8 protein-coding genes are annotated in these 7,930 nt (G+C 38.5%); 2 read left to right on the top strand and 6 right to left on the bottom strand.

Annotation, left to right across the window (positions count from 1 at the left end; all coding sequences use genetic code 11):
• The 3 genes from L652_RS0103755 to L652_RS0103765 form a co-directional block, all read right to left on the bottom strand.
• Positions 1-537: ABC transporter permease (locus tag L652_RS0103755; RefSeq protein ID WP_024603303.1), on the bottom strand; the 537-nt coding region annotated here is incomplete at its 3' end.
• Positions 530-1,318, bottom strand: a complete 789-nt coding sequence (locus tag L652_RS0103760; RefSeq protein WP_024596859.1) for an ATP-binding cassette domain-containing protein — start codon at positions 1,316-1,318, stop codon at positions 530-532. The genes L652_RS0103755 and L652_RS0103760, both read right to left, overlap by 8 nt.
• Entirely contained in the window at positions 1,315-2,127 is an 813-nt protein-coding gene (locus tag L652_RS0103765; protein ID WP_024596860.1) for a DUF3025 domain-containing protein, read from the bottom strand. The genes L652_RS0103760 and L652_RS0103765 overlap by 4 nt, the downstream gene beginning before the upstream one ends.
• Positions 2,128-2,240: 113 nt before the next feature.
• Here L652_RS0103765 and L652_RS0103770 point away from each other — a divergent pair, with 113 nt between their 5' ends.
• The gene (locus L652_RS0103770; RefSeq protein WP_024596861.1) at positions 2,241-3,866 is read left to right on the top strand and encodes a M28 family metallopeptidase; all 1,626 of its coding nucleotides are present in this window, start codon (positions 2,241-2,243) and stop codon (positions 3,864-3,866) included.
• A 120-nt stretch (positions 3,867-3,986) separates the two neighbouring features.
• Positions 3,987-5,156: a putative manganese transporter gene (locus L652_RS0103775; RefSeq protein ID WP_024596862.1), complete on the top strand. Its 1,170-nt coding sequence runs from the start codon at positions 3,987-3,989 to the stop codon at positions 5,154-5,156.
• 47 nt (positions 5,157-5,203) lie between these two features.
• Here the strand turns inward: L652_RS0103775 and L652_RS0103780 are convergent, their stop codons facing one another.
• The 3 genes from L652_RS0103780 to L652_RS0103790 form a co-directional block, all read right to left on the bottom strand.
• The gene (locus tag L652_RS0103780; RefSeq protein WP_024596863.1) at positions 5,204-5,452 is read right to left on the bottom strand and encodes a DUF4282 domain-containing protein; all 249 of its coding nucleotides are present in this window, start codon (positions 5,450-5,452) and stop codon (positions 5,204-5,206) included.
• A 268-nt stretch (positions 5,453-5,720) separates the two neighbouring features.
• Positions 5,721-7,307 carry a dihydrolipoyllysine-residue acetyltransferase gene (locus L652_RS0103785; RefSeq protein WP_024596864.1) on the bottom strand — a complete coding sequence of 529 codons (1,587 nt, stop codon included), beginning with the start codon at positions 7,305-7,307 and terminating at the stop codon, positions 5,721-5,723.
• A gap of 8 nt (positions 7,308-7,315) precedes the next feature.
• Positions 7,316-7,930, bottom strand: a 615-nt coding sequence (locus tag L652_RS0103790; RefSeq protein ID WP_024603304.1) for a transketolase C-terminal domain-containing protein, incomplete at its 5' end; no start/stop codon positions are given.

Genomic DNA, 7,930 nt, shown 5'->3' on the forward strand with positions numbered 1-7,930 from the left:
GGTATCTACTTTTATGACTTCAATTGGATTAAGAATAGATTTTTGAACAGACTCTTCAATACCAAAACTGATTAGCTTTTGAGTTTGCAGCACGTCACTGTATTCTTTTGCGAGCTCTTTAACGCGTTCGAATAAAAAGTTGATAGATTTTGAATCGTTAAAAACAACCTGCCACTGGCTTTGTTTTCCATCGTTCAATGTTTGCACAGCATGACTTGGTAAATAAATACCCATATCAATATCGCCAGCGATTACACCTGCTTTAAGCTCATCAATATTGTTAAAGGTTTTATCCCCTTTATAAAGCTCAAAACTTTTGTGATAAAACACTTTATCTGTAAACTCTTGTGCGTATTCACCGTTGATTATCGCGTAAGTATTTACTTTTTGCTCAGCGTCCATTGCAGCTTGCGAGCTTATAAATGCCATTACGGCAAACAATAACGGAAATATAGCAACAGGAAGCGCGACAACAAATAATAGCGTTTTTTTATCGCGTAATAACTCTCTTAATTCCTTTTTAAATACCTCAAACATCATGTTTCTCCGTTAATATATTCATAAACGCTTGATTAAGCTCATCACTATTACCTGCTTGTTTAAACTCTTCTACTGTCCCGTCAAAACAGCTAATTCCTTCGTTAATTACAGCGACACGGTCACATAAAAGGGCTACTTCATCTAGATGATGGGTTGAGAAAATAACAGGCGTCCCTTGCGCCTTTAAACCTTTGATAAATTTAATAACGGTTTGTGTGGTCATAATATCTAGGCCCGTTGTTGGCTCATCAAGTACCACAACTGCTGGCCGATGAACAACTGCACGCGCTATATTTGCTTTTTGCTTCATCCCCGTTGAAAGGTTTTCTGCCCGTTTATCTACAAATTTGTGCATGTCTAGCAATGTAAATAGCTCATCACAACGCGATGCAATATCGCTTTTGTTCATGCCATGAAGCTTTGCAAAATACTCTATGTTTTCTTTTACAGTTAAGCGGCCATACAACCCCGTAGAGCCTGATAAAAATCCAATAGACTTACGGCCCAGTAGCGGTTTTTTTACAATATCGTTTCCGGCAATCGTTATTGAGCCTTCATCGGGCTTTAACGCGGTTGAAATCATTCTCAGTGTCGTCGTTTTACCCGCACCATTTGGGCCGAGCAATCCAAGTACCTCACCTTTAGCGCAACTAAAACTAACGTCTCGTACTGAGTGAAAGTAGTCTTTATCTTCACGAGGATCGATGTCGTCTATTTTATTTTTTTTGTGATCTTTAGTTAGCTTAAATTTCTTTTTAAGCCCAGCAACTTCTATCATGTTCGCATCCTTCGTTTCGCTCTAAAATAATCTGTATTGTTGTAAAAAGAGTCATCTTTGTTTTCGTCATGCCAGCCTGGCACACCTAATAAAGGCAGCGGTGAAAGCTTTTTGTTATCGGCTAAGCAGTTATCTGTATTAATCATCTCATAAAGGGCTTGGTCAAGGTACTGGTATTGAGTTACTAAATCTTTACAAAATATTTCATTCGGTACACAAACAAATAACGCTTTACCCGTTAAACCTATATAAGGCTTTGTTAGCATTTCATAATTAGCATGACCAAACATAAAAGGTTTTATTGTTTTACCCCACTCATGTTTGTGTTCAACGAATGCAGTTTTCCATTGGTGATCGCAAAGCCACTGCTGCCATTTACTCTCACTTATAGCTAATACAACACCACACTCATCAAAAAGCGTTAGTGCATTACGATGCTTAGTACGCTGTTGCAGTCCATGCTCAGCTATATCTTGCACATGTCTATGGTTTATTAACGCTTTGGTTTTTGGAAATAAACACCATATAAACCCACCAAATAAGTCATGCCAATTTTTACTTCGTGTAGGTACAACACCCGTTTCAAAAATTACTTGCTCGTAATACCGCTGGCCAAAGTCTACCTTTGCATCATCTTCAAAAGTAATAGGAATATTATTCTCATTAATAGCAGTTAAAAATGGAGAAAACCACTGCGGCGCCGGCCAATCTGTTAGTTCGTTAACTTTAAATAGCTCACGTAAATGCGCAAATGCACCTGTTTCTAAACTACTGATTTGCCACTGCTCGGGGGGAGTAAAACGCTTCATTTAAACCTTTAACAATTTATGCCTATAATTTACGAGAAGTTTACCGCAAAAACTGGTTCTGCTTAATAGAAGTTAATATACTAATCACAACTTAAAACAAAAAAAGAGCTGACATGAAACATTATTTCTCTCTCACACTCCTCGCTACTGCTGTTTTAGCAGGTTGCGCAACAACAAGTATTACCCCTACTGATGTAACAAATGGTTATAACAGTATTCAAGCTGATGAACTGGCTAAACATGTAAAAGTGCTCGCATCGGATGAGTTTGGTGGCCGTGCTCCTTCATCACCTGGCGAAAAGCTAACGCTTGATTATTTAACTGCGCAGTTTAAAGCCCTAGGTTTAGAGCCAGGTAATGGCGACAGCTACTTACAAGAAGTTCCACTTGTGTCGCTTGAGGCTGATGCAAACATGGTATTAAGTATTGGTGGTAAAGACTATCAATATAAAAAAGATATGGTTATGGGTAGCAGCCGCATTAGCGCACAAGAAGGCATAGAAAATTCTGAACTTGTTTTTGTGGGCTACGGCGTTAATGCACCTGAATACAATTGGAATGACTACGAAGGGTTAGACGTTAAGGGCAAAACGGTTGTAATGCTGGTTAACGATCCGGGCTTTGCAACAAAAGACCCTGCTTTATTTACTGGCGACGCAATGACTTATTACGGTCGTTGGACATACAAATATGAAGAAGCAAGTCGACAAGGTGCAGCTGGCGCAATTATTATTCATGAAACAGCACCTGCGTCATACCCATGGTCAGTAGTTGAAAACTCTTGGAGCGGTGAGCAGTTTGGTTTTCAAAAAGAAAACAACAATATGGACCGCGTAGCCGTTGAAGGCTGGGTTACAACTGACGTAGCAAAAGAGCTTTTTACTAAAGCAGGATTAGATTTCGATACTGCGAAAGAAAACGCAGCTAAAGGTGCTTACCATGTTGATATGGGCGATTTAACTGCTTCTGTTAATGTTAAAAACACGATTAAAAAATCAGTATCGTATAACTTTATCGCTACGTTACCAGGAAGCGAGCAACCAGATGAGCATGTTATTTACTCAGCGCATTGGGATCACTTAGGTACAGATAAAACACGTAAAGGCGATCAAATTTACAACGGTGCTCACGACAACGCAACGGGTACCGCTGGGCTTATTGAAGTAGCTGAAGCCTTTACTAAATTACCAAAGCACCCTAGCCGCTCAATGACATTTTTAGCAGTAACTGCTGAAGAGCAAGGCTTACTAGGTTCTAAATACTATGCAGCTAATCCAGTGATTGCAGCTAATAAAACAGTCGCTAACATAAACATGGATAGCTTAAATTTATTAGGCAAAGTAAAAGACATGAATGTGGTCGGTATTGGTAAGTCACAAATGGATGAGTTTTTAGCAACTGCAGCTAAAGAGCAAGGCAGAACAATATCAGGCGATCCTAAACCATCATCTGGTGGCTATTACCGCTCTGATCACTTTGCATTTGCTAATATGGGGATTCCAGCCATGTACGCAGGTGGCGGCACAGTCGCAGCTGACGAAGAGACAGCTAATTACCGTAAACGCATGAGTTTAGTACTTCGCGGTTGTTATCATCAACCGTGTGATCGTTACCGTGACGAATGGGATTTATCGGGTGCTGTTCAAGACTTACAATTGTTTTATAAAGTAGGTTTTGATATTTCGGAGCAAGAGCAATGGCCAACGTGGAATGCAAGCTCAGAATTTCAACGTAAGTAGCATTGGTTTAACATCGAAAAACTCAAAGAGAGTAATCGATTTAAATAGATGTAAATGATATTGATTATCATTTAATTAAAATATACAGTGTTACTAAGTTTATTTAATTGGTAACACTGTATGATTTTACTCTCTCAAATAGGATTTATTACGCCCGCTTCTAAACGCTTTGTTAGCCAAAATAAACGTTTATTATTACCACTTTTTTTACTGGTATGCTTAGCTGTGCCATCACTTCGTGAAATTACAATAACAGCACTAAGTGATGCTTTTTTTCAAGTTAGCGTATTTGTTGCTGCTACATTATTAATTTATTACTACGCCATAGAGCATTTACCTCAATTAGAGCTTAGTTATTTAAGTGCTAAATCGCCGGTATTAGAAATATTTTTTGCTGCCGTTTTAGGTGCCCTTCCTGGATGTGGTGGTGCAATAATAGTGGTTACCCAGTTTACAAAAGGCCAAGCAAGTTTTGGGGCTATTGTTGCTGTTTTAACAGCTACAATGGGAGATGCCGCATTTTTACTCCTTGCCACTCGCCCTACTGAAGGTTTAACCATAATGGCCATTGGCTTAGTAGTAGGCACGCTTTGTGGTGTTATAGTAAACGCCCTTCATGCAAAAGACTTTTTACGCCCAACAAAGCAAGAACAAAAACACCAAGTTAAAGTATTGCCAACTCGTATAATTAAAATAAGCAAACCCGTTTGGATGTTCGCTATTATTCCAAGCCTCATTATTGCTTTTTTAATTGCATTTAATGTCGACTTTGATCAATTTGGAAAATACACAGGCACAAGTATTAGTATTTTTGGTGCTGCAATGGCGTTATTTACTGTCACTATATGGGCGTATTCTTCTAAAGGTGAAAGCTATAAAGAAGTAACCTCAGAAGACGATGAATGTAATCCACCTTCTAAAATTATTAAAGTACTTCAAGACACACACTTTGTGACCGCATGGGTAGTGGCATCGTTTATGTTGTTTGAGATTTTAGTAAATATTGCAGGGCTTGATTTAAAAAACTGGTTTGCACATTATGCTTATTTAGCCCCACTTATTGCTGTGGTGATTGGTTTTTTACCAGGTTGTGGTCCGCAAATAATTGTTACTACGTTATATATTCAGGGGATCATTCCATTTAGCACATTAACTGCTAATGCAATATCTAACGATGGTGATGCGTTATTTCCTGCAATTGCAATGGCACCCAAAGCGGCTGTAATTGCGACTGTGTATACATCTATTCCTGCTTTGGCCGTTGGCTATGGCCTTTACTTTTTAAGTTAAAATTGCCATAAACAAAAAAGCTCAGCTATTGCTGAGCTTGGTTTTAATTAATTTTCTTTATCAGCTATTTTTTGTAAATTACTATTTATTTTGAATAACACAATCACAAACTCACACCAAACTCTTGCACCAATTGCTCCGAAAACAATAATGCCAATACCAGTAATAAAGCCACCACCATAACTAGTAAACATAGCAGTAATCCCTGAAACTAATGAAGCAAATAAAATTAGCCAGTAGATAAAAGTGATTATTTTAGGGGTTATCATTGAATCGAAAAAGAAAAGATCTTTCATTGTAATCCTTATTATTTTTTATAAGTGGATTTGATATTCGTACCTACATTAAAACAAAATTGCAGAGTTATAATTAAGATAGTATGAGGGGGTTTATAAATTGACAAAATAAAAGTCAATATTATTTCAAACATCCCTATATCAAACCACAATCCATTGAGTGTTGATTAAACTTGTTCAACAAATTAATATTAATATAAAGCAATTTATTTTAAAACAAAAAACCAGCAAATTGCTGGTTTTTTATCAGGTTTAAACAATTATATTATTAACTCATTGCCATCATCATTGCCGAAGGATTTTCTAAGTACGATTTCCATAGGTTATTAAAGCGTGCAATAGTGCCGCCATCAATAACGCGATGATCGCCAGACCAACTCACTTGCATAATAGCTTTACTCACAACTTGGCCACTTTCATCAAAACGCGGTAAGTGCTGCAGTTTACCCAATGCAACAATAGCCACTTCTGGTTTATTAATGATGGGGGTTGCTATAGTGCCGCCAATTGCACCAATATTAGAGATGCTAATTGTCCCACCTTTTAAATCATCAGGGGCAACACGCCCTTCTCGCGCTGAGTGAGTTAAGCGGGTTAAATCATTAGCCACATCAACAATACTCTTACTCTGGCATGATTTAATATTAGGCACTAACAAGCCAATTTTTGAATCAACCGCTATACCAATATTATGATCGTTATAATAGGTAAGCTCTGAGCAATCATCATTCACTTTTGAATTAAGTACAGGGTACTCTTTCATTGCCAGCGAGAGTGCTTTTACAAAAAATGGCATCATGGTGAGCTTTACACCTTGTGCTTTGTACTGCTCTTTTAAGGAGCTGCGCAAAGCTATAAGCTGGGTTAAGTCGATTTCATCACTAAACGTAAAGTGCGGAATAGTTGAAACCGAAGCTACCATTTGCTTGGCCATGGCCGCTTTAATACCTTTAATTTGCTCTACTCGTACGCCACCGCTTTGATTCTGTGTTTGGTTTTGTACAGCACTTTGAGAAGCATCGCTATTAAGCGGTGAAGTATCAATAGTATTTGGCACTTCGCCTTTTACAAACTCTTCAATATCTTGCTTGTAAATACGTCCATTTTTTCCACTACCTGGTACGCACGTTAAATCAACATCAAGTTCACGTGCTTTACGACGAACTGCAGGCGACGCAACCGCTTTTTGATTGATAACCTTTGCAGCTTGCTGCGTTTTAACAGAGGCAACTTTTTCAGCGACGGCATTAGTTTGAGCCTTTACGACCGCTTGGTTTATATCAACATTTGGCTTTACTGCACTGCCTGCAATTGTCATTTGAAACAACGGGCTATGTACTTTTGCTATTTCACCTTTTTGGTAATATAGTTTTTTTACTGTGCCTGTATATTTTGCCGGAATTTGTACTAATGCTTTGTCGGTCATTACATCACAAACCGCTTGGTCTTCTTCTATTTCGTCGCCTTCTGCGACTAACCAATCAACAATCTCACACTCAACAATACCTTCACCAATATCTGGTAGTATAAAGTCCTCAACTACATCAGATGCATTGTTATTAGTTTGATTTTCAGCTTGAACTGGCTCTTCGACTACTTCATTACTAGTACTATCACCAGTTACATCCATAGCGAATAAAGGGGCATGTACTTTAGCAATCTCACCTTTTAGATAATATAACTTTGAAATTACGCCATCATGCACTGCCGGAATTTGTACTAATGCTTTGTCTGTCATAACATCGCAGATTGGTTGATCCTCAGATACGGTATCGCCTTCTTGTACTAGCCATTCAACTACTTCGCATTCAACAATGCCTTCACCAATATCGGGTAATATAAAATCTTTAGCCATGGTAACCCCTAAAAATCCATTGATTGTTTAATTGCAGCCAACACTTTTAGTGCATCCGGTACGTATTCTTTTTCAAGTGCCAACGGGTATGGTGTATCTAGACCACATACACGTAAAATTGGCGACTCTAAATGCAAGAAACACTCTTGTTGTATTGTTGCTGCTATCTCGGCACCAAAGCCATTAGTTATAGGCGCTTCATGGCTCACGATTAAACGGCCGGTTTTAATAACCGATTTAGCAATCGTTTCAACATCCCATGGTAAAATACTACGAAGATCTATTACTTCACAGCTTATACCTTGCTCGCTTGCTTGCTGTGCTGCCTCTTCAATAATCTCCATTTGAGCACCCCACGCTAAAAGCGTAATATCACTACCCTCTTGTACTACTTCAGCCGTGCCTAATTCAATACTATAATCTTCTTCTGGCACTTCGCCTGTTGATGCACGATATAAACGCTTAGGCTCAAAAAATATGACAGGGTTATCATCTTTAATAGAGGCACGTAATAAGCCCTTAGCTTGATAAGGGTTACGCGGTACAACCACTTTTAAGCCCGGTGTATGTGCAAAATAAGCTTCGGGTGATTGCGAGTGATATAAGCCACCAGCAATACCACC

Origin of the sequence: Pseudoalteromonas sp. TB25, from assembly GCF_000497995.1 — a bacterium.
Lineage (GTDB): Bacteria > Pseudomonadota > Gammaproteobacteria > Enterobacterales > Alteromonadaceae > Pseudoalteromonas > Pseudoalteromonas distincta.